General features: G+C 64.5%; 19 protein-coding genes and 1 tRNA gene. 9 read left to right on the forward strand and 11 right to left on the reverse strand.

Annotated features, from left to right (window positions below; all coding sequences use genetic code 11):
- Positions 1-337: 337 nt before the first annotated feature.
- From ABWP09_RS06720 to recJ, 3 genes are all read right to left on the reverse strand, one after another.
- Positions 338-871 (reverse strand): hypothetical protein, encoded by a 534-nt coding sequence (locus tag ABWP09_RS06720; RefSeq protein ID WP_353204377.1) that lies wholly within the window; start codon positions 869-871, stop codon positions 338-340.
- Between the two features lie 470 nt (positions 872-1341).
- Positions 1342-1416: transfer RNA gene (locus tag ABWP09_RS06725), tRNA-Glu, on the reverse strand.
- Between the two features lie 80 nt (positions 1417-1496).
- On the reverse strand, positions 1497-3257 hold the full coding sequence (recJ, locus tag ABWP09_RS06730) for a single-stranded-DNA-specific exonuclease RecJ (RefSeq protein WP_353204378.1): 1761 nt from the start codon (positions 3255-3257) through the stop codon (positions 1497-1499).
- Positions 3258-3413: 156 nt separating this feature from the next.
- On the opposite strand from recJ, the gene ABWP09_RS06735 reads away from it, so the two are divergent.
- Positions 3414-5693: a penicillin acylase family protein gene (locus tag ABWP09_RS06735; RefSeq protein ID WP_353204379.1), complete on the forward strand. Its 2280-nt coding sequence runs from the start codon at positions 3414-3416 to the stop codon at positions 5691-5693.
- A gap of 141 nt (positions 5694-5834) precedes the next feature.
- Here the strand turns inward: ABWP09_RS06735 and ABWP09_RS06740 are convergent, their stop codons facing one another.
- Entirely contained in the window at positions 5835-6515 is a 681-nt protein-coding gene (locus ABWP09_RS06740; protein ID WP_353204380.1) for a prolyl hydroxylase family protein, read from the reverse strand.
- A gap of 86 nt (positions 6516-6601) precedes the next feature.
- Complete coding sequence (locus ABWP09_RS06745; protein ID WP_353204381.1) at positions 6602-7360, reverse strand: RcnB family protein; 759 nt, start codon at positions 7358-7360, stop codon at positions 6602-6604.
- Between the two features lie 33 nt (positions 7361-7393).
- Here ABWP09_RS06745 and ABWP09_RS06750 point away from each other — a divergent pair, with 33 nt between their 5' ends.
- Positions 7394-7732: a hypothetical protein gene (locus tag ABWP09_RS06750; RefSeq protein WP_353204382.1), complete on the forward strand. Its 339-nt coding sequence runs from the start codon at positions 7394-7396 to the stop codon at positions 7730-7732.
- A 63-nt stretch (positions 7733-7795) separates the two neighbouring features.
- On the opposite strand, the gene ABWP09_RS06755 is transcribed toward ABWP09_RS06750, so the two are convergent.
- A complete protein-coding gene (locus tag ABWP09_RS06755) occupies positions 7796-8338 on the reverse strand; it encodes a (2Fe-2S)-binding protein (RefSeq protein WP_353204383.1) in 543 nt (180 codons plus the stop codon).
- 83 nt (positions 8339-8421) lie between these two features.
- Entirely contained in the window at positions 8422-11232 is a 2811-nt protein-coding gene (locus ABWP09_RS06760; RefSeq protein WP_353204384.1) for a TonB-dependent receptor domain-containing protein, read from the reverse strand.
- Positions 11233-11487: 255 nt separating this feature from the next.
- Here ABWP09_RS06760 and ABWP09_RS06765 point away from each other — a divergent pair, with 255 nt between their 5' ends.
- Complete coding sequence (locus ABWP09_RS06765; RefSeq protein WP_353204385.1) at positions 11488-12042, forward strand: hypothetical protein; 555 nt, start codon at positions 11488-11490, stop codon at positions 12040-12042.
- Between the two features lie 50 nt (positions 12043-12092).
- On the opposite strand, the gene ABWP09_RS06770 is transcribed toward ABWP09_RS06765, so the two are convergent.
- The 4 genes from ABWP09_RS06770 to ABWP09_RS06785 form a co-directional block, all read right to left on the reverse strand.
- Positions 12093-12854, reverse strand: a complete 762-nt coding sequence (locus ABWP09_RS06770) for a class II aldolase/adducin family protein (RefSeq protein ID WP_353204386.1) — start codon at positions 12852-12854, stop codon at positions 12093-12095.
- Positions 12855-12925: 71 nt separating this feature from the next.
- Positions 12926-14050 (reverse strand): CaiB/BaiF CoA transferase family protein, encoded by a 1125-nt coding sequence (locus tag ABWP09_RS06775; RefSeq protein ID WP_353204387.1) that lies wholly within the window; start codon positions 14048-14050, stop codon positions 12926-12928.
- Positions 14051-14168: 118 nt separating this feature from the next.
- Positions 14169-15353, reverse strand: coding sequence for an acyl-CoA dehydrogenase (locus ABWP09_RS06780; protein WP_353204388.1), 1185 nt, complete (start codon positions 15351-15353; stop codon positions 14169-14171).
- Between the two features lie 36 nt (positions 15354-15389).
- The gene (locus tag ABWP09_RS06785) at positions 15390-16634 is read right to left on the reverse strand and encodes a TetR/AcrR family transcriptional regulator (protein WP_353204389.1); all 1245 of its coding nucleotides are present in this window, start codon (positions 16632-16634) and stop codon (positions 15390-15392) included.
- 144 nt (positions 16635-16778) lie between these two features.
- On the opposite strand from ABWP09_RS06785, the gene ABWP09_RS06790 reads away from it, so the two are divergent.
- Genes ABWP09_RS06790 through ABWP09_RS06815 form a run of 6 tightly spaced genes read left to right on the forward strand, consistent with a single transcriptional unit; the run spans position 16779 to position 23485 of the window.
- Positions 16779-18062 carry an acyl-CoA dehydrogenase family protein gene (locus tag ABWP09_RS06790; protein ID WP_353204390.1) on the forward strand — a complete coding sequence of 428 codons (1284 nt, stop codon included), beginning with the start codon at positions 16779-16781 and terminating at the stop codon, positions 18060-18062.
- Positions 18059-19144: a Zn-dependent alcohol dehydrogenase gene (locus ABWP09_RS06795; RefSeq protein WP_353204391.1), complete on the forward strand. Its 1086-nt coding sequence runs from the start codon at positions 18059-18061 to the stop codon at positions 19142-19144. Before ABWP09_RS06790 ends, ABWP09_RS06795 begins: the two co-directional genes overlap by 4 nt.
- Positions 19144-20211: a phosphotransferase family protein gene (locus tag ABWP09_RS06800; RefSeq protein WP_353204395.1), complete on the forward strand. Its 1068-nt coding sequence runs from the start codon at positions 19144-19146 to the stop codon at positions 20209-20211. The genes ABWP09_RS06795 and ABWP09_RS06800 overlap by 1 nt, the downstream gene beginning before the upstream one ends.
- Before the next feature lie 3 nt (positions 20212-20214).
- Positions 20215-20979 (forward strand): SDR family NAD(P)-dependent oxidoreductase, encoded by a 765-nt coding sequence (locus ABWP09_RS06805; RefSeq protein ID WP_353204392.1) that lies wholly within the window; start codon positions 20215-20217, stop codon positions 20977-20979.
- Between the two features lie 11 nt (positions 20980-20990).
- A complete protein-coding gene (locus tag ABWP09_RS06810) occupies positions 20991-21791 on the forward strand; it encodes an SDR family NAD(P)-dependent oxidoreductase (RefSeq protein WP_353204393.1) in 801 nt (266 codons plus the stop codon).
- Entirely contained in the window at positions 21788-23485 is a 1698-nt protein-coding gene (locus ABWP09_RS06815) for an alpha/beta hydrolase family protein (protein ID WP_353204394.1), read from the forward strand. The genes ABWP09_RS06810 and ABWP09_RS06815 overlap by 4 nt, the downstream gene beginning before the upstream one ends.
- Positions 23486-23574 lie beyond the last annotated feature (89 nt).

Below are 23574 nucleotides of genomic sequence, written 5' to 3' on the forward strand. Positions count from 1 at the left end.
GATATGGTTGCATGACTCAAACCAAATAGCCTCCAGGAAACCCGGGACGGTTCAGCCTCCGAGAAACCCGGGACGGTTCAGAGGGCAGTATCCAGGTGACGCTGGGAGTGGGCCTCTGGGGCTTGCCAGACGTCGCTACAGAGCGTTTTGGGGAACTGACCATGGATCGTCTCATGCCGTAGGGCATACACCCCTACAGCGTGCCCGTAGCTGATTGCGAAGACGACGACCCTGTGTTGGTCAGGGGTAATGAAGGTGAAAGTTTGCATCGGTGGTCTCTCTAGCTTGGTGAGAGATGACCTTGAACGCATTCGCATTGGGGTGCGGGTGGGTTCGACTATCGTGCAGTAATCATTTTCCAAAATTCGCGGGTTGCTCCGACAGTCGATCTGGATTGGGTGACACGCCGCGATGGAAGCCGATCATCCTGCCGGCGCACACTTTTAAACAGGTAATTGATGTACGCAGGACCCTCGCGGGTAAAGAGCCGACCATGGGTAGCTCTTGCCATCTTCGGTGCCCGTGCAATGCGGTGCCCCATTGCGCGGGCCGCAGCGTCCATAATTTTGTCCGCGTCCCCATCTTCATAGATCGCTGCGGCGCCATGGATGTGAATGATTGTTTCGGTTTTGGTGAGCTTGCTCCAACCTTCGATGACAAAGAAGTGTTCGAGACCGGGTCTAACTTTGGCATCGAGTTCGCGTCTGAGCCGGTCGCGGATGGCCATTCGTTTGTCGCGGCCGTCTGCCGACCAGGTCATGTCGAGCCGTGGGTGTAGATGGATGTTAAAAGTTTGAAACTCCCATTGGTCCATGACCCATACTGTCAGCTGAAGCTTGAACCAGGTGGACAGATCTTTCCACTCCGGCATTGGCTTGCCGTTTGGCTGGAAGCGGACCGGGAACTTGGTGAGCTTGTGGCCTTGGGAGTGTGTATCTTTGCCAACCCAGACTGATAGGGGCTCGATTGGCTCACGGAGAAGCCTATGCCAGTCTACCGACCTTTGCTTCAAGACCCGCAGAAAAGCGTAGATTTTGCGGTCGCGAAGGAGGCGTTTTGCCTCGCGCCGACGGCGGTTTCGGATTCCACTTTTTCGCGCAGCAATTAAAGGCATTCCGGAGGCACTCGCTTGAATTGAGCGCCTCGAAATCCGGGGTCTGCTGGCAACGGAATGGCCCGATGGGTAACAAACGACAAGCGCCATTCGAACGCAGCCCCATAATCGGTAACATTTTTGTAATTTGGGGTCACTAAGGGCTCGAAACGTTCGTTCCGAAGTGAGTTACTATCATGTGATACATTTGGACGAAAATACCAGCTAACACATTGAAAACGTTGAACTGGTGACCCCTACGGGAATCGAACCCGTGCTTCAGCCGTGAAAGGGCCGCGTCCTAACCGCTAGACGAAGGGGCCGTACCCGAAACGTGTCGGGTGCGGAGGGTCGGTTAGGCAAAGCGCGGGCGCTGGTCAAGCGCTTGTGTGCAGCAAAATGCTCAATCGGCCCATGCGGCGTCATCGAGATGCAGTTCGGCGGCGGGGCGGGTGCCCCAATCGTCGATCTTCGCGCGGCCGGCCAGCCACAGTTTGCGGTGCGGCGGTGCGCCGAGCAACGCTTGGCCGAGCGCGGTGTCGGCCTGGCGGAAGGCGACGGTCTTGAGCGTGCCGCCGCCGTCGCCCGAAACGATCGCGCGGACATGGCCGTTGCCGACCACGTCTGCCTTGATCACGCGCACCGGCCCCGCGACGACGCGCGGTTGCGGCCAGCCCATGCCGTACGGCCCGCCCGCCTCCATCGCCGCGACCAGCGTCGGGTTGACCCCGCTCGCGGTCAGCACCGCATCGAGCAGCAGCGCGCGGTCGCCCATCGCGCGCGTCACGGTCGCGTCGAGGCGCTCGGCGAGGAAGTCGCCGAACGCTTCGATCCGGTCTTCGGCGATGGTCAGCCCGGCCGCCATCGCATGCCCGCCGCCCGCGACGAGCAACCCGTGATCCTTCGCCGCCAGCACCGCCGCGCCGAGATCGACCCCGGGGATCGACCGGCCCGAGCCCTTGCCCACGCCCGCCTCGTCGATCGCGATGACGAGCGCCGGGCGGCCGAATTTCTCCTTCAGCCGCCCGGCGACGATGCCGATCACGCCCGGGTGCCAGCCGTGCCCCGCCACGACGATAACGGCGTGGTTGCTCTTGGTCGCGGCGATCACCTCGGCCGCCTCCTGCACGATCCCCTCGATCGCGCGGCGCTCCTCGTTGAGCCGGTCGAGCTCGACCGCGATCGCTTCGGCTTCGGCCGGGTCGCGCGTGGTCAGCAACCGCACGCCGAGGTCGGACTTGCCGACGCGCCCGCCGGCATTGATGCGCGGGCCGAGGGCGAAGCCCAGATCGGTGCTAGTCGGCGCGCGCGTTAGTCGCGACGCGGTGATCAGCGCGTTGAGGCCGATATTGCGGCGCTGCGCCATCACCTTGAGGCCTTGCGCGACGAACGCCCGGTTGAGGCCTTTCAGCGCCGCGACATCGGCAACGGTGCCGAGCGCGACGAGATCGAGCAGATCGAGCAATTTCGGTTCCGCCCGCGCGGTGAAATAGCCCCGCGCGCGGAGCGTCCGGATCAGCGCCGCGCCGAGCAGAAAGGCCACGCCCACCGCCGCCAGATGGCCGTGCGCCGCGCCCTCCGTCTCATCCAGCCGGTTGGGGTTCACCAAGGCGTGCGCATGGGGCAGGGCGGCGGCGCATTTGTGGTGATCGACCACCAACACGTCGACCCCGGCGACGCGCGCCATTTCGAGCGCCTCGAACGCTTGCGCGCCGCAATCGACCGTGACGATCAGGCTCGCGCCCTCATCCTTCAACCGGACCAGCGCCGCGCCCGACGGGCCATAGCCCTCCATCAGCCGATCGGGGATGTACGCCCGCGCTTCTAGCCCGAGATCGCGCAGCAGCAGGATCATCAACGCCGCCGAGGTCGCGCCGTCGACGTCGTAATCGCCGAACACCGCGACCTGCTCGCTTGCCTGCACCGCATCGGCGAGGCGCTCGGCGGCGCGGTCCATGTCGCGGAAGATCGAGGGATCGGGCATGAAGGCGCGGATGCTCGGCGCCTTGTGCGCCTCCAGTGCGTCACGCGGGCAACCGCGCGCGAGCAGCAATTGCGTAACCAGATCGTCGGGCGCGAAACCCGGATCGCGCGCATCGGTCTCGAGCATGCGCCAGCGCCACGGCTGGCCGAGGATCGACTGTTTGATGTTGAGGACGTTCATGAGGGGGCATCGTAGCGGGTTGTGGGGGCAGGGGGCAATGCGGGCGGGCTGAACTACACCGCTTACGCTTCCCCGGCCTTCGCCGGGGAAGCGTGACATGGTGTGTTGCGTGGGCGGCGGGCGCGTGCAAACGTCTCCAAAACAGGGAGAGAGACAATGCGGTATCTGGCAAGCCTAGCAGCAGGCGCAGCATTACTGTGCGCGACCGGCGTACAGGCCAAAGCCCCGCGCTTCGCCGCCAGCATCACGCGCACCACATACGGCATCCCGCATATCCGCGCGAACACCTGGGGCGGGCTCGGTTACGGCGTCGCTTATGCCTATACGCAGGACAATCTGTGCATGCTGGCGGAGGAATTCGCGACCGTCGCGGGGGATCGCTCGCGCATCTGGGGACCGAAGGGAACCGCGACGCTTGGCTTCGACCGGATCGACAATCTGTCGTCGGACGTGTTCTTCCGCACGATCGTCGATTTGCCCGCTTTGCGCAGCGGCTTCGTCAAGGCGAGTCCCGCGACGCAGGCATTGGTGCGCGGCTATCTTGCCGGCTATAACAAGGCGCTGCGCGATCTCGGGCCGCAGGGCGTGCCGGTCGCGTGTCGCGGCAAGGGCTGGGTCCGGCCGGTCGGCCTCGACGACATGCTGCGGCTGACCGAGAAGCAGATGCTGCTGGCGAGTTCGCTCGCGCTCGCGCCGTTCGTGGTGTTTGCGACGCCGCCGGGTACGGTGCAGGCGTCGGTCCAGCCGGGTGAGGATCCGCTGCGGCCCCGCGACGTCGGTTTTGGCAGCAATGGCTGGGCGTTCGGGTCGGAGGTGACCGCGGACAAGCGCGGCCTGCTCGTCGGCAATCCGCATTTTCCGTGGACGGGGCCGAGCCGCTTCTATGAAATGCACCTGACTCTGCCGGGCAAATATGACGTGATGGGTGTCACGCTGGCAGGCGGGCCGATCGTCACGCTCGGCTTCAACAAGGATGTCGCGTGGACGCATACCGTCACCGCCGCGCAGCATTTCACGATGTTCCAGCTCAAGCTCGATCCCGCCGATCCGACCGCGTATCTGGTCGACGGCAAGAGTGAGAAGATGCGCCGCATGAGCGTCAGCGTGCCGATGCAGGATGGCGCCGCGCCGGTGGTGCGGACGATGTATGCGACGCGCTATGGCCCGGTCGTCGCCAATCCGCTCGCCGGGTTCGTGTGGAACAAGACCACCGCCTTCACGCTGCGCGATGCCAACCATAACAATCAGCGTGCGCTCGATACCTGGCTGGCGATCGGGCAGGCGCACAGCGTCGGCGAGGTCCGCGCGGCGGTCGAGCGCACGCTCGGCATTCCGTGGGTCAATACGATCACCGCGGATCGCGCGGGCAATGCGCTGCATGCCGATGTCACCGCCGTCCCCAATGTCTCGACCGCCAAGGTCAAGGATTGCGCCACGCCGTTGTCAGCGGCGTTCGCCGGGCGGCTGGTGCTGCTCGATGGCAGCCGCAGCGCGTGCGACTGGGACAAGGCCCCCGGCACGGCGGTGGCGGGGCTGATGCCGGCACGCGATCAGGCGGTGCTGGCACGGCGCGATTATGTCGCCAACAGCAACGATTCCTATTGGCTGAGCAACCCCAAGGTCCCGTCGATCGTCCGCTCGCCAATCCTGGGCGGCGCCGAGACTGTGCGGACGCTCCGCACGCGCTCCGGCTTGCTCGAAATCGAGCGACGCTTGAGCGGCACCGACGGCTTGCCCGGCACGCAAATCGACCAGCCCCGCGCCGAGGCGATGGCGTTCGCCAACAAAAGCCTCGCGGCCGAACTCGCGGTCGATCCGCTGCTGGCTTTGTGTCGCGAGCAAGCCGATCTGACGGCGGCCTGCGCGGCGCTCGCCGGGTGGGACCGGCGCTATGATCTCGACAGTCGCGGGGCGTATCTGTTCGCGGCGTTCTGGGATGCGGTGAAGGCCCCGCAATGGGCGGTGCCGTTCGACACGGCCGACGCGGTCCACACGCCGCGCGATCTGGTGACCAGCGGGGCGGCGGGCGAAAAGCTGCTCGCGGCGCTGCGATCGGCGGTCGCGCGGCTCGGCAAGGAAGGGATCGCGCTCGATGCGCGCTGGGGCGACGTGCAGTTCGCGGTGCGCGGTGCCGACCATATCCCGATCCACGGCGCGGCGGGCACGCTTGGCGTGCTCAACGTGCAGCAAGCCGATGTTGTGACAGGCGGCATCGTGCCCAAGCACGGGACGAGCTACATCCAGGTCGTTGGTTTCGATGCCGCCGGGCCGGTCGCCGATGCGCTGCTCAGCTATTCGCAAGCGACCGATCCGGCGTCACCCTATTATGCCGATCAGACGCGCGCTTTCTCGGTCAAGAAATGGCACCGGTTGCCTTTCACCCCCGCACAAATCGCGGCGGATGGGGGGAGCAAGGTGGTGCGGATTTCGGAATAGGGCTCCCGCTCCACCGCCACCCCGGCGAAGGCCGGGGCCCAGTCGCGAAACAGCAATGATCGGGCGAAGCGCTCGACTAGATCGACCTTCGCAACTGGGCCCCGGCCTGCGCCGGGGAAGCGGGAGGGGATGATTGATCCGCTACTCCCGAATCCAATTCCCCTCGCGGAACCACTTGGTCACGATGTACTTGGTGCCCTTCACCACGGGCATCCCCTCGTGCAGCGTCTGGTCGTTGCGGCTGCCATCGGGGTTCATATTGTTCCACGCGAGCAGCAGCCCGCGCTTTGGCGCCACTTTGATGCCGATCTGCGGAAACCACGTCGCGCCGCCTTCCTCGACCGTGTTGAGATAGATCATCGCGGTCCAGGTGCGCTGTCCGCCAGTTTCGATCATCTTCGGCCAATAGGGCTGTTTCTCGTTGAAATAGTCGAAATGCGCGCGGAAATGCTGGCCCACCGCATAGCGTTGCCCCTGCATCGTTTCGCCATGGACCGGATCGATCCCGAGCAATTCGGCGATCGCTTCGTCGGTCGGCTGCACTTCGGGCGACCAGCGATCCATGTCGCAGCTTTCGCTGGTGCGGAACTCCTGAACCGTCTCCGCCGCGAGCACGGTCGAGCGGCGGCGATTGGCATCGATCAGCTTGCACAAGCGGCTGCACGTCGCGGCATCGAGGAAATCGGGGTGATAATAGATATGCGCGGTGTCGACCTTGGCGCGCTTCACCGCCGGATTGTTGGCGAGGCGGGCCGATACCGTTTCCCCGAACAAGCGGCGCACCGGCGAGGCACCGTTGGGTTTTTTTGCAAAGAGAGCCATGCCCGAGACTTTGCCTGCCTCGTCCCAAAAAACAAGGGGTCCGCAAGCCAGCGCCTGCGGACCCCTGTCTCAGTCGCTTCCGGCGCTTACCAGAAGATGTCGTACACCGTATCGACGACGTAGCCGGAGCGGATATCGACCAGCAGCGCGTCATTGTAATAGCGCACCCAGCGATACGGACCATAAGCCGGCGGCAAGCGGTAATAATCGGTATCGTCAATCCAATAATCCTGGTCGAACAGGATCGAGCTCAGCGTGAAGCCGATCGAGAAACGCCGATAACCATAACCCCAACCGTACGGCGCATAGTAACGCGGGAGCCGGAAGATATTGCGGTTCTGGTTGCGGTAAACATTGTAATTGTAGCGATTGTCGCGCCGCCAATCGCGGTTCCAGTTGCGGTTGTTGCCGTTCCAATTGCCGTCCCAGCCGCGGTTATAGCCGCTGGAATAGCCGCGCCGGTCGCCGCCGCGCACGTCATACCCGCGCCGGTCGTCCTGCCAGCCGTCACGCCGGGCATCCTGCCGCCAATCGCGGCGGACGTCCGGACGATCGTCGGGCCGATCGGCGCGAACCTCGCCGCGCCCGTCATTCCGAATCTCGCCCCGTACGTCACCGCGTGGCGGCTGCCCGCCATTGAAGTCCGGTCGACCGTCGCGGCGACCGTCCCCCAGCCTGCCGTCCCCCAGCCTGCCGTCCCCGGGCCTGCCGTCCCCGGGCCTGCTGTCCCCGGGCCTGCCGTCCCCGGGCCTGCCGTCCCAGCCGCGCTGTGGCTGCTGTTGCGGCGGGGTCTGCACTTGCGGCACTGGTCCGGGCACGCGCACCGCGGCGGGGCCACCCTGCATCTCGCCCCGACCGCCACGGAAATCGCCGCGCGCTTGACCGTCGCCACCGCGCCCACCGCCGAAATCAGGGCGATCGCCCCGGTCGGGCCGTTCGAAGCGCGGCTGCGGCTGCGGTTGCTGAACTTGCGCCGGCGGCTGGAATTGCGGCCGCGCTTCGGGCGCGCGCATCTCGCGCTGCGGTTGCTGCTCGCGGGCTGGGCGGTCCTGGAGTTCCGCGCGCTCCTGGCGCGCGCCGCGTTGCCGTCCGTCGCCGTCATCCTGCGCAAACGCAGTCGCCGGGATCAACGCAGAAGCCGCCATGATCGCGGCGAGCAAAGACTTGCGCATCAAACTGTCCTCAATCTTCGTCCGGACGCCATGTCCGGCCGTTGAACTCGTCCTAGCCGCGCGTCGATGAGCCGTGCCTGAATTGCGCTGACAGCGATCAGAAAGGAATTATCGATTGCGCGGCACCAACGCCGGAACCTCGCGTGCAGCATCCGCCGGGGAGGTCCCCGGTACCGGCGGCGCATCGATCGTCTCGTCGCCGCGCTGGACGCTCGCCGCGAGCAAAATCGCCTCAATCAGCCGCGGATAGATGCCGCAGCGGCACAGATTGGTGATCCCGGCGCGGATATCGTCCTCGCTCGGGTTGCGGTTCTTCTTCAGCAGCACCGAGGCCGACATCACGATTCCGGGAATGCAGAAGCCGCATTGTACCACATTCCCCGCGATCAGCGCCATTTGCGCCGGGTGCGTGCGTTCGCGCGACAGGCCTTCGATCGTGGTGACGAAACTCCCTTCGACCGCAGCGATCGTCCGTTGGCATGATCGCACCGCTTCGCCGTCGATGTCGACGGTACATGCCCCGCATTCGCCATTGCCGCAGCCATATTTGGTGCCGGTCAAATTCGACGCATCGCGCAGCGCCCACAGCAACGGCGTGTCGGGGTCCATCTTATAATGCACGGGCTGATTGTTGACGGTGAAACGAGTCATGGCGCTACGATAGCGCCGTGCGCGCAATAGCGAAATGACCCGTTTCCGACGCTGCCGCCCGATGGCACCGCGCGGGCGGCGCGTTACATCTTGTACGAGATCCGAAGATAGCCGAACTGGCCCGGCACATCATAGGTAGTGGGATCATAATTCGGGCCGGTGCAGCTGAAGCACGCGGGCGGATCCTGGTTGAAGACGTTGTTCACGCCGACCGTCAGCGCGAGCTTGCGGTCAAACAACGCGTACCCGATCTGCACGTCGCCGTAGAACGTGCTTTTCAATTTGGTGCCATCGGCTTCGCGCACCGCGTCGATATAGCGACCCGTAAACGATGCGCTGAAGGCATTCATGGCCCAATCCAGCGTGCCATTCCCCTTGAAGCGCGGATAGGATTGGTCGGGGAAGCCGCGGGTGCTGCCCAGATAGTTGGTCGTGGTGAACCCGACTGCGGCCGGGAAAGTCTCGCTATACTTCATCAGGAAGTTGCCGCTGCCGGTCAGCCCGAAGGAGCCTGCCGCCGTCTTCTTGGTACGGAAAGTCGCGATCACGTCGATCCCGCGCGTGCGAATGCTGCCGATATTCTGTAACTGCGCATTGATCCGCGAAATCAGGCCGTTTGGCGTGCGCGTGATCGCCGCGCAGCTCAGCGGATCGCCGCTAAAGGCACAGCGGCTGAGTGTCAGCGATGCGTCGACCGGAGCTATCGCATTGTCGACCTTGATGTCATAATAATTGACCTCGAGGCTCAACTGGCTGGCAAAGCCGCGACGCGCCCAATTTGGCGAATAGACGCCGCCGAACAGCAGTGTCTTCGACGTTTCGGGCCGCAGATTTTGATTGCCGCCGGTCAGGACGCCCAACTGGCCGCCATTCGGCTCCTGATAGCTGCCATTGGCGGGTACGCCATTGGCGGTACAATTTGCCCGAACGCTGCCGACATTATTGCGATAGGGCGATCCCGCAACGTTCGTGCAGGGGTCGTCGATCGGCGCGTCGGCACGCGAGGCCGCACCGAACGACTCGCCGATCGCTGGCGCGCGAAATCCGGTCGCGTAGGAACCGCGAAGCAAGAAGTCCTGCACCGGCTTCCACGTCGCGCTCCCCGTATAGGTCGTCGTGCTGCCGCTGCGCGAGAAATTCGCATGGCGCACGGCCCCATCGAGATCGAGCGAATAGAAGAACGGTTTTTCCTTCAGCACCGGCACGCGCAGCTCGCCGTAAACTTCGTTCGAAGTATAGCTGCCGACCGCCGGAAGCGAGGGAATGTCCGAACTCAGCCCGGCGGCGGTGATCGGATCGGGATCGAAGCTGCCCTTCTGGTAGCGATGCTCATACCCAAGCGCGAAGCCGACGGGTCCTGCGGGCAGTTCGAACAGGTCGCCGCTCAAATTTGCCGTATAGTCCTGCAGCTCCTGCGCGCTGCGGTTGCGCTCGGTATAAGTGATATAGGCAAGCTGATCGGCGGTGATCGATCCCGCCCCGCCGAAGATGTTCACCGGGACACAGGCACCGGTGCAGTTGGACACGGGCCCCAGCGCGCGGGCCAAATTCGCTGCGTTGACGTTGCCGGTGAAGGACTGTTTGGCATCGTTGAACCCGATGACGGCGCTGGCATCCCAATACCATTTATGTGCGCCGACCGTGAACGACCCGTCGAGGCCGCCCGTGATCGACATGGTATTCACGTCTTGCGTGTAGGTGCGCTGTCCGGCCTCGACGAGGCGGCGGCGCACCGTCGAATAATTGGCTGGCGGATCACCCGGATTGCCCGCCGAGAGCGTGCCGAACGGGTTGTACGGATTGCTTGCATCGATCGTGATCGTGTCGAGCAAGTTGCCGTTTCCGGCATCCGGACCGATGAACAACGGCAGGAACGCCGCCTGATTCTGCGAGGTTCGGTGCGCATAGACCGCTTTGACGCGCAAATTGACGCTGGAGGACAGTTCCTGCTTGATGTTGACGAACCCGCCATAGCGTTCCGATGGCGTTAGGAAATAGTTGAAGGGCGCAAAGTTGAAGCGCGCGGCCGAGGTGAAGTTCGTGAAATCCCCGGTTGCAAGCGTCGGGTCATACACGGGTCGGCGCCCGATGACGGGGGCACGCAGCGTCAGGCTCTGCCCGTTGACATCATACCGCCCAAGCACGGGCGCGCTGCTGCAGCCGCCAATCGGCTGCGTACAGCTGGTCTGGCCCGGATTGGGAAATTGGGACGTCGCGCGGTTGCTCGTGCGCACGGCTTCCTGTTTGACGTAGCTGGCACCGAAGACGATGTTCGTCGTATCACCCTTGATGCCATAGCTGGCATTGTAGTCCTGCGTATGGCCATCGCCCTGGCGGAAGGTTCCGAACTGCGCCGACGCCTGCAAGCCCTTCTGGCTCGACTTGGTAATGATGTTGACGACGCCGGCGAGCGCGTCCGATCCGTAGAGCGGAGACTGCCCCGATTGCAGGACTTCGATCCGCTCGATCATGTTCGCCGGGATCGTGTTCAAATCGACGGTCGAGGGAATGCCGCTGGCACTGGCACCGTTAACGAAGCGCAGCCCGTCGACCAGCACGAGCGTGCGCTTGGCCCCGAGATAGCGCAGATCGATATTCGCCGATCCGGCGCCGACGCCGCCGCCATCGGGCGGATTGCCGATATTGCCGCTATTGTTGACCTTGGTATTGAGACCGCCTGCGGCGCTCGGGAGGCGCTGGAGGATATCGGCAACGCTGCTCAGCCCGGTTTGATCGAGCGCTGCCCGGTCAAGCGTAGTAACCGGCGAATCCTGATTGAGCGGATCGCGACGAATACGCGATCCCGTCACGATGATGTCTTCGCCGTCCGCAGTGGCGGTTGTCGGCGCGCTGGCTGTTTGCGCCTGCGCTGTGCTGGCTGTAAAAAGGAGCACGCCTCCGGTCAGAAGGCAGGACGAAAGAAGTGCAGATCTCGTCATTATTGTTCCCCTTTGTATCGTTATGTTTCGCCGATTTTGTATCTTTGCCAAGCCTCCGGGATGCTATCGTACAGGGCGGCTCCCATTATCGTTACGGGGTGTTGCTGTATTGCAACGGATCATGGCGGCATTGCCGGTCCGACGACGGCACCGTACATATCGGCGTCAGCATTTGCTGAGCGATCTGCACCCTCTCGCCGGAGACCGGTTTTGCGCTATCTGACCCTCTGCCTCGCGTTCCTTGCCACGCCAGCGCTTTCGGCGGACAAGGATAGCCCTGCCGCCGCGCTTTTGTACCAAACCGCCGGCCGCTGGCAGGGCGAGCTGCAGTATCGCGATTATCAGTCCAACACGTGGCAGGGCCTGCCGATGACGGTCACGATCGTGGCGCAGCCTGATCAAGTGACCACGATCCGCACCGCGCAGTATGACGACGGGCCGAAAACCGGGATCGTCACGATCACCACGGTCAATGCGGTCGATCCCGCCGCCGGGACGCTCAGCTATGCAAGCTTCCGCCGCAGCCGCCCGACCGACGTCGGCGTGGAAAAAATCGTCAAGGTCGAGCAGGGCGCGGACGCATCGCATTGGACGATCGTCACCACCGAAACGCGCAAGGATGGCGATCAGATCGCCGAGGTCCGCGAAACTACCACCCGCGACGGCGATGCGATGACGACGCTGAAAGAGGTCAATCCGGTCGACGACAAGCAGGACGTCTGGCTTCCGCGCAATCGCTCGGTGCTGCGGCGGATCGGGGCGTAACCACGAAGCCGCTGCGTTTGGCGTGACCTCCCGCGTCGCTCAGTGCGACGTCACGCGCGCCAGCCAGTGTCGATCTTGTCGACCAGCCGCACCATCGCGGCGAAATCGGCGGCGCCCGCGCCGCCCGGAATCTGCACCATGTGCAGGTCGCGCTGGTGGACCTTGACCACTTCGTCCGAGACTTCCAGCGGCACGCCCATCGACATCGTCGCCACCTGAATTTCGCACGCGCGCTGCAGCGACCAATGTTTCAGGAACGCCTCGGGCAGTGTCTTGCCCATCACCAAAATACCGTGATTGCGCAGCAGCATGATGCGTTTGTCGCCGAGATGCTCGAGCAAACGCACGCCTTCTTCGTCGCGCACCGTCACGCCTTCGAAATCATGGTATGCGATATGGCCGTAAAAATTACAGGCGTAGAAATTGGCAGGGCGCAAGCCACCCTCGACCGAACTGACCGCCATCCCCGCCGTCGTGTGCGTGTGCATGATGCAATGCGCATCGGGCAAATGTCGGTGGAACAGCGCATGTTGCACGAAGCCGGCGCGGTTCACCGGATAAGGAGATTCGTCGAGCTTATTGCCGTCGATATCGATCTTGACCAGGCTCGACGCCGTCACTTCGCTGAAATGCAGCCCGAACGGATTGATCAGGAACGCGCCATCCTCGCCCGGAATTTTCAGCGTGATGTGGTTGTAGATCATCTCCGACCAGCCGAGCATCGCGAACACGCGGTAGCAGGCGGCGAGCTGCTGGCGCGCCTCCCATTCGGCTTCGGTCATCTGCGATGGGCTGACGGCGGCGGTGGCCATGACGCTTCTCCTGATCGGGTCTTTTGTGGCATTATCGCATGATCGGTATGGTCGCGCAAACCCGCTTGGCGTCAGGTAAGCGCCGCGATCTCGGCGGGACTCAGCCCTGCTTCGGCCAGGATCGCCGCGCCGTCTTCGGCGATGCCCATGCGCGGCGGCACCGTGCCGCTGACCGAGTAACGCGGGGCAGGGGCCGGCTGCGCAATGTCGCCAGCGGTGACGAAGGTGCCGCGCGCGACATTGTGCGGGTGCTGCGTCGCCTCCTCGAAGCCGAGCACCGGCGCGACGCACGCCTCATGCCCCGCAAACGCCGCAACCCAATCGTCGCGGTCGCGTTGCTTGAAGCGATAGGCCAGTTCCTGCTTGAGCCGCGGCCACACGGCGGGGGCAAATTGCGCGTCCCATTCTGCCCCGTCGAGGCCCATCACGCGGCGCAAGGCGGCATAGAATTGCGGCTCGATCGCGCCGACCGCAAGCCATTTGCCGTCGGCGGTCTCATAGCTGTCATAGAAATGCGCGCCGCCATCGAGCAAATTGGTGCCGCGCGCATCGCGCCAGCGGCCTTGCCCGCGCATCCCCCAGATCATCGTGGTCAGCACCGCCGACCCATCGGTCATCGCGCAATCGACCACTTGGCCGACGCCCGTCGCCTGCGCCTGCAGGATCGCGGCGAGCATCCCGAACGCGAGCATCATCCCGCCCCCGCCGAAATCACCCACCAAATTGATCGGCGCGACGGGCTTTCCGCCCGCCACGCCCAGCGCGTGGAGCGTGCCGGAAATCGCGATATAGTCGATGTCATGCCCCGGCTCGGCGGCCAGCGGCCCGGTCTGGCCCCAGCCGGTCATCCGCCCGAACACGAGCCTGGGATTGTCGCCGATCAGCACATCCGGCCCGAGCCCGAGCCGCTCCATCACGCCCGGCCGGAATCCCTCGATCAACCCGTCGCACGTCGCCGCGATTCGGCGGACGGCGGCAACCGCTTCGGGCCGCTTCAGATCGAGCGTGATCGTCCGGCGCGACCGCAGCAGCGGATCGCGCGCATCGTCGGTCACCCCGCTGCCGCCGCCCGGCCGCACGACGCGGATCACCTCGGCGCCGTGATCGGCGAGCATCATCCCGCAAAACGGACCGGGGCCGATCCCCGCCAGTTCGAGGATGCGCAAGCCGGATAGGGGGGCAGGGGCCGTGGTCATTGGCTGCATCCATCCACCCGATTGTCATCCCCGCGAAGGCGGGGACCCCTCTCCCGCGGCACAAGATGGATCCCCGCTTTCGCGGGGATGACACGATGTGGGGCGAGGTGGGAAAGCATCAAAACGCCGCAATCCCGGTGATCGCGCGCCCGAGGATCAGCGCATGGACGTCATGCGCGCCCTCATAGGTGTTGACCGTCTCAAGGTTCATCAAATGCCGCATCACCTGATACTCGCCGCTGATCCCGTTGCCGCCGTGCATGTCGCGGCTCATCCGCGCGATATCGAGCGCCTTGCCGACATTGTTGCGCTTGACGATCGAGATCATCTCCGGCGCGAAGCGGCCCTGGTCCATCAATCGCCCGACGCGCAAGCTCGCTTGCAGCCCAAGCGCGATTTCGGTTTCCATATCGGCCAGTTTCTTCTGGTAGAGCTGCCGCCCGGCGAGCGGCGTGCCAAACTGCTGCCGGTCGAGCCCATATTGCCGTGCGGCGTGGAAGCAGAATTCCGCCGCGCCGAGCGCCCCCCAGCTGATCCCGTAGCGCGCGCGGTTGAGGCAGCCGAACGGCCCCTTCAACCCCTGCACATCGGGCAGCAGCGCGTCTTCGGACAGCTCGATCTCGTCCATCAGGATCATGCCCGTGATCGAGGCGCGGAGCGACAGCTTGCCTTCGATCTTCGGGGTTTCGAGACCCTTGGCCCCACGCTCGACGATGAAGCCGCGAATTCCGTCGCCATGCGCTTCCGACTTGGCCCAAATGATGAACACGTCGGCGATCGGCGAATTGCTGATCCACGTCTTGGCCCCCGACAGGACATAGCCGCCATCGACCTTCTTGGCGCGCGTCGTCATGCTGCCGGGGTCGGAGCCGGCGTCGGGCTCGGTCAGGCCGAAACAGCCGATCCACTCGCCCGTCGCCAGCTTGGGCAGATATTTCATCTTCTGCGCCTCCGATCCGAAGCTCAGGATCGGGTACATGACGAGGCTCGACTGGACCGACATCATCGAGCGATAGCCCGAGTCGATCCGCTCGACCTCACGCGCGACCAGGCCGTAAGCGACATACGACGCACCGACGCCGCCATATTGCTCGGGCACGGTCGGGCCGAGCAGCCCGAGCGCGCCCATCTCGCGGAAGATCTCGGGATCGCTCACTTCGTTCTGAAACGCATCGATGATCCGCGGCGCGAGTTTGTCCTGCGCATAAGCGCGCGCCGAATCGCGGATCATCCGCTCATCGTCTTCGAGCTGATCGTCGAGGAAGAAGGGGTCAGCCCAATCGAAACGTGCCATGTCGGCCATGAAAAGCTCCAGAAACTACGGATAGGTGCCGTCGGGCTATTGCCCCAGCACGCGATCGTCGAACAGCCCAAAGGCGAGCGTCGAGGCATAATATCCGATCGCGCGTTCGCGGGACATCGTGCTTGCCCATTTGCGCATGTCGAACGCGGCGTTCTGCATCGCCATCAACGCCTGCGACGCGACCAGCGGATCGACTGGGCGAATCGATCCTTCGGCGATACCGTCGCTCATCGTGCCGGCAAAACGCCGCGCGATCCGGTTCGAGCGATCGACCATCGCGCGTCGTGCGTCGCCCGGCAGACCGGACAGCGCAGTGGTGCGCAGCAACGGCCCGCGTTCGGAGAATTGCACGTCGAGCAGCGTGGCGATCGTTCCCGACAGCCGCTCCCAATGCGATCCGCCGCGCGCATCGGCGAGCCGCTGGGCGTCGGCGACGGTGTCGAGGCTGCGCTTGTAACAGGCCAGCACCAGATCGTCCTTGGCGTCGAGATGGTGGTAGAAGCTGCCCTTGGTCACGTTCAGTTCGGACGCGATTTTCTGCACCGATGCACCGCGATAGCCGAGCTCGTTGATCAGCCGCGTCGCCGCCAGCAGGAACGCCTCGCGCCCCGGCTCGGACTCGTCATGCGCGAGATCGATCAGCGCCGGGTTCCAGCGCGCATCCGGCCCGGCAATGCCGTGCGCGAACACGTCCATCAGACGGTCCTCGACTCGGTCATACTGGTCGGGCTCGTAGCGGTTGAGCCAGACCGGCAACCAGAAGGTGTTTTCAAGCAGAACGTGGGCGCGTCCGCCGTGCAGGTCGGTCTGCGCGCGGGTGGCGGCGGGGCCCCACAGGCTGCGCGTCTTGCGGAAGACCTCGCGCCAGCCGGTCATCAGGCGACCGAGCACCGGTTCCTCCATCGCGCGCAAATCGGACAGGATCGCGAACGGCGTTTCCTCGCCGCGCTGAATCCGTGCGAGCCGCGCCATGTTGAGCGACAGATACTTCGCGACCCGCGCGCGCGGCGTCGCCTCGGCCAGCGACTCGTCGAGCATGGCTAGCAGCTTTTCGAGCGTATATTCGAAACACGCTGCGGCCAGATCTTCCTTGCGCTTGAAATAATAGGTGACGCTGGTCGTGTTGAGCCCGACTCGGCGCGCGACATCGGCGAAGGTCATGCCCTTGGCGCTTTGTTCGTTGATCGCCTCGGCCGCGGCGGCCAGGATCGCGTCGCGCTTGGCGCGGAAGCGCTTTGTGCTGGTATCTTCCTCCAGCGGGATCGTCGCAATGGCCTCCATGGCGAAACTGTAACATCATCTTTTAGAAGAAACAGTCCTTTTCGGGCACACGCGTAATGCGCGCGTTTTGATGGCCAAAGTCGCTTTACCGAAAACGCGGTACGGTCTAACGACCCGTGCGACAGCAGATTTTGGAGAGCGGCGATGGACTTCACACTCAGCGAACGCGAAAACTATTTCCGGGACCGCGTGCGGACGTTCATCGACCAGAATATCCGACCACGACAGGCCGAATTCGACGAACAGCATCACGACGGCGATCGCTGGAAAGTGATCCCGGTGATTGAAGAAATGAAGGACAAGGCCAAGGCAGCCGGCCTGTGGAACTTCTTCATGCCGCCGCATTCGGGCCAGACGCATGTCGACGACAGCTTCGTATTCGAAGGTACGCAGCTCACCAATCTCGAATATGCGCTCTGCGCCGAGGAAATGGGCAGGGTCGGCTGGGCGAGCGAGTGCTTCAACTGCTCGGCCCCCGACACCGGCAATATGGAAGTGCTCCATCGCTACGGCACGCTGGCGCAGAAGGAACAGTGGCTGCGCCCGCTGATGCACGGCGAAATCCGCTCGGTCTTCCTGATGACCGAGCCTGCCGTCGCCTCCTCCGACGCAACCAATATCGAGACCAGCATCGTCCGCGATGGCGATCACTACGTCATCAACGGCACCAAATGGTGGTCGTCGGGCGTTGGCGATCCGCGCTGCAAGATCGGCATCCTGATGGGCAAGACCAATCCCGATGCCTCGCGCCACAGCCAGCAGAGCCAGATCCTGGTGCCGATGGACACGCCCGGCGTGACCATCAAACGTATGCTGTCGGTTTACGGGTATGACCATGCGCCGCACGGCCATGGCGAAGTGGTGCTCGAAAATGTCCGCGTGCCGGTCGAGAATTTGCTGCTGGGCGAGGGCCGTGGCTTCGAAATCGCGCAAGGGCGCCTCGGGCCGGGGCGCATCCATCACTGTATGCGCACGATCGGCGTCGCCGAGACCGCAATCGAGGCGATGGCCAAGCGCCTGCTGACGCGCGTTGCCTTCGGCAAGCGCATCGCCGATTTCTCGGTGTGGGAGGAGCGCATCGCACGCGCGCGGATCGACATCGAGATGACGCGGCTGCTGTGCCTGAAGGCGGCGGACATGATGGACCGCGCGGGCAACAAGTCGGCGCAGCAGGAGATCGCCATGATCAAGGTGCAGGCGCCGTTGATGGCGCTGTCGATCCTCGACGATGCGATTCAGGCGCATGGCGGTGGCGGCGTGTCGGGTGATTTTCGTCTGGCGCACGATTGGGCGGCGATGCGCACGCTGCGCTTTGCCGATGGACCCGACGAAGTCCACAACCGTGCGATCGCGCGCAACGAATTCGGCAAATATGCCGAGTATAAAGCGGATCGGCTGTCGAGCGGCGATTTGGCGGCAACCCGGTGAAGGCCGCAATTTTATACGCGCGCAAAACCGCGCTGGTGATCGAGGATATTTCGGTCTCCGATCCCGGCCCGCGCGAAGTGCTGATCCGCACCGTCGCGTGCGGAGTATGTCGATCCGATCTGCACTTCATCGAAGGTGCCTTTCCGCATCCGATGCCGACGGTGCCGGGGCATGAAGCGGCAGGGATCGTCGAGGCGGTCGGGTCGGACGTTGCGCATCTGAAGGTCGGCGATCACGTCATCACCTTTTTTACCGTGTTCTGCGGCAGTTGCGAGATGTGCGTCACCGGACGACCGTCGCTTTGCATCGACCCGTCGACGCGGCGCGCGAAGGGTGCGCCGCCGCGGCTGAGCTTGAAGGACGGCACGCCGCTGGCGCCATTCCTCAACCTTTCCGCCTTTGCCGAGATGATGCTGGTGCATGAAAATGCCTGCGTCGCGATCGACAAGGAAATGCCGCTCGACCGCGCCGCCTTGCTTGGCTGTGCGGTGATTACCGGTGCGGGGGCGATCTTCAACGACAGCCAGTTGCGGCCCGGTGAAACCGTCGCGGTGATCGGCTGTGGCGGGATCGGGCTTGCCGCGATCAACGCCGCCAAGATCGCAGGCGCGGGGCAGATCATCGCGATCGACCCCGTCGCCGACAAGCGTGCCCTCGCCGAAAAGCTCGGCGCGACGCATCTGCTCGACTCGAACGATCCGGATCTCGCCAAAAAGGTCGCCGGGCTCACCAGCGGCGGGGTGCATTATGCGATCGAGGCGGTCGGGCGGCCCGAAACCGCCGAGCTCGCCTGGACGATCCTGCGGCGCGGCGGCACTGCCACGATCCTCGGCATGATCGCGCCGGGGGGCGAGGTGAAGATCGCGGGTCCGACCTTCCTGACGGGCAAGAAGCTGCAAGGCTCGCTGCTCGGCTCGACCCGCTTCCCGATCGATATGCCGCGGCTGGTGCGGCTGTATCTCGACGGCAAGCTCGATCTCGACACGATGGTGGCGGAACGGATCAAGCTTGAGGACGTCAATGACGCCTTCGCCAAGCTTCGTACCGGCGACACGGTGCGCTCGGTGATCGAGTTCGCGTGATGGTGGACAGCGCGGACGTCTCGATGGTCGGCACGATCCCGCTCCCCGCCGACGACACGATCGATGCGGGGGCGGTGGCCGCGTGGATGAAGGGCCACATGCCCGACATTGACGGGCCGGTGGCGCTGTCGAAGTTCAAGGGCGGGCAATCGAACCCGACCTACCGCGTTGACGCAGGCGGCAAGAGTTATGTCCTGCGCCGTCAGCCGTTCGGAAAGCTGCTCCCCTCGGCGCACGCTGTGGACCGCGAATATCGCTTGATCGCGGGCCTGCACCCGACCGGCTTCCCCGTGCCCGCCCCGTTCGGGCTGTGCGAGGATCCGGACGTGATCGGATCGATGTTCTACGTGATGGAGCTGGTCGAAGGACGCAGCCTGTGGGACGGCGCGCTGCCGGGGATGACCCCGTCCGAACGCCGCGCGCATTATGATGCAATGGTCGACACGCTCGCCGCGCTCCACAACACCGATTATGAAGCGGCTGGCCTTGGTGCTTATGGCCGACCCGGCAATTATTTCGAACGCCAGATCGCGCGCTGGACCAAGCAATATCGCGCGTCCGAGACCGAACACATGCCGGCGATGGAGTCGCTGATCGCATGGCTTCCTGCGACACTGCCCGAACAGAAGCGCACCTCGATCGTGCATGGCGATTACCGCATCGACAATATGATCTTCGCCGCCGACGCCCCGAAGGTGATTGCGGTGCTCGATTGGGAATTGTCGACGCTGGGCGATCCGCTCGCCGACATCGCCTATTTTCTGATGAACTGGGTGACCGAACCCGAAGGCCGCTCGGGCGTGATGGGGCTCGATGGTCCGGAGAGTGGCATTCCAACGGTCGATGAGGTGGTCGCGCGCTATTGTGCGGCGACCGGGCGCGACGGCTTGCCCAACCTTAACTGGTATTTCTCGTACAGCCTGTTCCGCCTCGCGGGGATCGTCCAGGGTATCAAGAAGCGCATCGTCGACGGCACGGCGTCGAGCGCGCAGGCGGCCAAGACCGCCGAACGCGTTGGGCCGCTGGCCGCGGCGGCATGGGATTTTGCCAAGAAGGCGGGGGCTTAAGCAATGTCGCAATTCGATTTGACCGGCAAAGTCGCGATCATCACCGGCTCCTCGCGCGGGATCGGCAAGGCCAGCGCGTTCGAACTGGCGGAGCATGGCGCGAAGGTTGTCATCTCCAGTCGCAAGCAGGATGCGTGCGATACGGTCGCCGCCGAGATCAACGCGAAATTCGGCGCGGGGACGGCTATCGCGGTTGCCGCCAACATTTCCGACAAGGCCGGGCTGCAGCATTTGGTCGATGAAACGCGCGCCGCGTTCGGGCGGATCGACGTGCTCGTCTGCAACGCCGCCTCCAACCCCTATTACGGCCCGCAGGCCGGCATTTCGGACGACCAGTTCCGCAAGATACTCGACAATAATATCGTCTCCAACCACTGGCTGATCGCAATGGTCGCGCCCGAAATGCGCGAACGGCGGGAGGGGAGCATCGTCATCATTTCCTCGATCGGCGGCATTCGCGGTACGCCGATCATTGGGGCCTATGCCATCTCCAAGGCCGCTGACATGCAGCTCGCGCGCAATCTCGCGCATGAATTCGGCCCCGACAATGTCCGCGTGAACTGCATCGCGCCGGGCTTGATCAAGACCGATTTCGCGCGCGCTTTGTGGGAAGACCCGGCGCGGATCGCCGAGGCGAACCAGCGCGTGCCGCTGCGCCGGATCGGCGAGCCCGAGGAAATTGCCGGCGCCGTCGTGTTTCTCGCAAGCGCGGCTAGCAGTTTCATGACCGGGCAGACGATTGTGCTCGATGGCGGCGTGACGATTTAGGAGAACGAGCGATGGCACGGTTCAGCGGCAAGTCGATCATCGTGACCGGGGCAGGGTCTGGCATCGGGCGCGCGGCGGCCTTGCTGTTCGCCTCCGAAGGCGGCAGCGTCATCGTCGCCGATCTCGCCGACACGGTCCACGAAACCGCCGCGATGATCGATGCGGCAGGCGGCACCGCGCACGCGATCCAGATCGACGCCGGACGTGAAGAGGACGTAATCCGCGCGGTGAACGTTGCGTGCGAATATTATGGCGGGCTCGACGTGATGTTCGCCAATGCCGGGATTTCCGGCGGGATGGCCAACATCTTCGATACCGATGTCGCGCTGATCACCGAAGTGCTGCGCGTCAATCTGATCGGACCTTACCTCGCGATCAAGCACGCCGCGCCCAAGATCGCCGAACGCGGCGGTGGCGCGATCGTGCTGACCGCGAGCGTCGCCGGAATCCGCTCCGGCGCAGGGTCGCCGGCTTACTCCGCCTCCAAGGCTGGGGTGATCAACCTCGCGATGGTGTCGGCGCAGCAGCTCTCGGGCTCCAACGTGCGCGTCAACGCGATCTGCCCCGGCCTGACCGAAACCGGCATGACCAAGCCGACCTTCGATTATGCGCGCGAGGCGGGCAAGATGGAGAAGGTCGGTCGCCTCAACCCGCTGCGGCGCGGTGCGCAGCCCGAGGAACTCGCCAAGGTCGCCGCCTTCCTCGCTTCGGACGATGCAAGCTACGTCAACGGCCAGGCGATCGCGGTCGACGGCGGGCTGTCGTCGAGCCATCCGGTCACCCGCCAGGAATATGGCAAGACCGCGGTATGAGCACGCCACGCCGCCGCGGCTGGCTCGCGCTGCTCGGGCTGTTGCTGATCCTTGGCGGTGCCGCGTGCGCGATGATGGTGCGCAGCGCAGGTGGCATTTCGGTGCGCGACATTCGCTTCGCGGGCAAGGACGGCACGGTGATGAGCGCGCTGCTCTACGTGCCCGCTGCCGCGACCCCGGCTGCCCGCGCGCCGGGCATTCTCGCCGTCCACGGCTATATCAATTCGCGCGAGACGCAGGATGGCTTCTCGATCGAGTTCGCCCGGCGCGGTTATGTCGTGCTGGCGCTCGACCAGACTGGCCACGGCTATAGCGGCGGCAAGGCTTTTTCGAACGGCTTTGGCGGGCCGGACGGGCTGAACTATCTGCGCTCGCTGCCAATGGTCGACCGGGATCAGATTGGGCTGGAAGGGCATAGCATGGGCGGCTGGACGGTGCTTGCCGCCGCCGCCGCGATGCCCGATTCCTACCGCGCGATCGTGCTCGAAGGATCGTCGACCGGCGCGCCCTATGCCAAGGACGGGAGCGCGACCTGGCCGCGCAATCTGGCGCTGGTCTACAGCACCTATGACGAGTTTTCGAAGATCATGTGGGGCGTCGACCGCGCGATCGATGTGAATGGCAGCGCCAAGCTGAAGAGCGTGTTCGGAACGGACCAGACCATTATCGCGGGCAAGCTTTACGGCTCGGTCGCAGCGGGCACAGCACGCGTGCTGTATCAGCCGGTCACGACCCACCCCGGCGATCACATCTCGACCGCGGCGATTGGCCGTGCGACCGACTGGTTCGCGCAGACGCTGAAGGGCGGCACGCCGCGCCCAGCCAGCGACCAGATCTGGTATTGGAAAGAAATCGCGACCGGCGTGTCGCTGATCGGCTTTGTGCTGCTGGTGCTGGGCAGTTTCGATCTGTTGGTGCGCACCGCGGCGTTCGCGCCGCTGCGCGCCACGCCGATCGCGGCGTCGGCGACGCGGGACGGACGCTGGAGGCGCGGTTTCTGGCTGTCGCTGCTGGTGCCGGCGCTGCTCTTCTATCCGTGCTTTATCGCGGTGTATCTGCTCGTGCCCGCCACCGTCCTGCTGCCGCAGACGGTGACGACGCAAGTCGCGGTTTGGGCGCTGGCAAGTGCGGTGGCGGGGCTGGCGCTGCAGCGGTTCGGGCCGCGCGTGGTGACGTCGGTGGCGTCGCCCTGGGCTCCGGCGATCGGCATCGCGCTGGCGACCAGCGCGGTCGCCTATCTCGCGGTGTTCGCGGTCGATCGACTGTTCGGGACCGATTTGCGCTTCTGGATCATCGCGGTGAAATGGCCCGATGCGCGGCAATGGAGCATCGCGCTGGTCTATGTCGTGCCGATCACGCTGGCATTCCTCGGCACGCAGCGCGGTGTGATCGGGCTGACCGTCACCGGCGATTCGACCGCGCGGAGCTATCGTAACGCGGTGCTGGCGATGGCGGGCGGAATCATCGGGATGACGGGGCTGATCTACGCCGCCTTTTTCGCGACGGGTACGCTCGTCACAGGATTCGATCCGTTGACGACGGTCATCGCGCTGCAATTCGTTGCGGTGCTGCCCATCATCGCGATGGTCGCGATCTTTGCGTGGCGCCGCACTGGCGGTCACCGCGCGGGCGCGCTGCTGACCGGCGTGCTGGTGACGCTCTACGTCGTGGCGGGAACGGCGACGCAGGGTTAGGCGGCGAGCGTTGCCTTGAAGAAACCGATCACGTCGTCGGCGGCCTGGCGTGTCGGCTCGCCGTCGGCGTCGATCAGGTCGCCGGTGAA

The sequence above is a fragment of the Sphingomonas sp. genome (assembly GCF_040398505.1).
GTDB lineage: Bacteria > Pseudomonadota > Alphaproteobacteria > Sphingomonadales > Sphingomonadaceae > Sphingomonas.